The organism is Rhizobacter sp. P2_H2, from assembly GCF_056403375.1.
The window spans coordinates 1-1,576 of the sequence record NZ_JBFUFP010001184.1 but is presented as its reverse complement, the minus strand read 5'-3'; the positions used below and the strand labels follow the sequence as shown (position 1 = coordinate 1,576).

Sequence of the window (1,576 nt, the reverse complement as noted above, 5' to 3'; positions counted from 1 at the left end):
GCTCGTCCACAACGGCACGCGGTGACGGCGCGCGAGCGTCAATGCGCAGCCGACGTGGTCGCCGTGCTCGTGGGTCACGAACACCGCATCGATGTCGTCGACGGCGAGGCCGGTGCRCGACAGCCGCAGCGTCAGTTCGCGCAGCGAGAAGCCGCAGTCGATCAGCAGCCGCGTGACGGTGCTTCCGCTGCCGGCCTCGACCAGCGTCGCGTTGCCGGTGCTGCCGCTGCCGAGGCTGCAGAAGCGCAGCATGCGGATCGCTCCCCGGCGCTTACTTCAGCTCGTCCACCAGCAGGCCGACGATGCGCTTGCCGGCGTCGCCGTTCTCCGGCTCGCCCTTGCTGTCGAGCACCGACACCAGGCTCACGTCGCCCTGGCCGACCACGCGCACGCGGTACTTCACCGGTGCGAAGTTGCCCTTCTCGCCGGTGCCGAACAGGCGGCTGAAGAAGCCGGGCTCTTCCTTGCCGGCCATCGCCGGGTCGACATAGCGGACGAAGTAGACGCCCTGCGTGCGGTCGCGGTCTTCGACGGTGAAGCCGCTGCGGTCGAGTGCGAGGCCGACGCGGCGCCAGGCGCGGTCGAACGCATCGTCGACCTGCAGCGACGCTGCCGCCTGGCCTTCGATGGCGCGGGCATGCGGCGTGGCGGCGGCGGGCGCCGATGCGGCCTGCTGCGACGCGAGCTTGGCCTGCTCGTCCTTCGCGCCGAGCTTCACGAGCAGGCGCGTCAGCATCTCGCCTTCGAGTTCGGGCTCGCTCGGGCGCGGTTCCCAGCTCGTCGATTCCTTCTGCTGGCCGACGTAGACCTCACGCAGCCCGCGGTGGGCGATGTGGATCTCGGTGCCGTTGGCGCCGCGCTCGACGCGGGTGCGGTACTTGTCGCGTTCGCCGGTGGAGTACAGGCCGTCGATCACGCGGCCCAGCGTGCGGCGGATCAGGTCGTCCGGCAGCCGGGCGCGGTTCTYGGCCCACTCGGTCTCCATCACGCCGGCTTCGGGCTGGTCGACCGAGATCGTCAGGCCGCGCTCCTTCCAGAAGGCCTGCAGCTGCGGCCACACCTGCTCCGGCGTCTGCGTGGTGACGACCCAGCGCTGGTCGCCCTGGCGTTCCAGGCGGGCCTGGCCGAGGGTGTTCGGCGCCACGGTCTGCGTCGCCGGGCCGGCCGCGGGGGCCGCGCTGCCGGCGGCCTGCGGATTCTGGAACGTGGTGGCGCTGATGGTGCCGCCGCTCTGCACGTTGTAGCGCGAGTCGTTCTGCAGCTGCGTCAGGTCGGGCGGCACTTCGAGCGGCGTGGCCTTGACGGTCGCGCTCTTGTAGTCGACCTTCTCACCGGTCACGGCCGTCTCGATCGACGAGCATCCGGCTGCGGCGAGGCCCAGCGAGAGGGCGGCAGCGAGTGCCTTGGCGAGAGGGTTCAGGGGGAAACGGGTCACGTTGTACATCTCCGAGGACAGTGCCACAGCGGCGCCGGCCGAGCCGGTGAGGGGGAATGAAGAAGGTGGAGCGGAAGCAATCGCGTCAGCGCAGGTCGGAATGAAGAAGGTGGAGCGGAAGCAATCGCGTCAGCGCAGGTC

At 70.5% G+C, this 1,576-nt stretch carries 2 protein-coding genes; both read right to left on the bottom strand.

Annotated elements, in window-relative coordinates:
• On the bottom strand, positions 1 to 249 hold a 249-nt coding region (locus tag AC1D15_RS31390), incomplete at its 3' end, for an MBL fold metallo-hydrolase (protein ID WP_477829118.1).
• A gap of 22 nt (positions 250 to 271) precedes the next feature.
• On the bottom strand, positions 272 to 1,444 hold the full coding sequence (gene bamC / locus AC1D15_RS31385) for an NlpB/DapX family lipoprotein (RefSeq protein WP_477829117.1): 1,173 nt from the start codon (positions 1,442 to 1,444) through the stop codon (positions 272 to 274).
• Between the last annotated feature and the right edge of the window lie 132 nt (positions 1,445 to 1,576).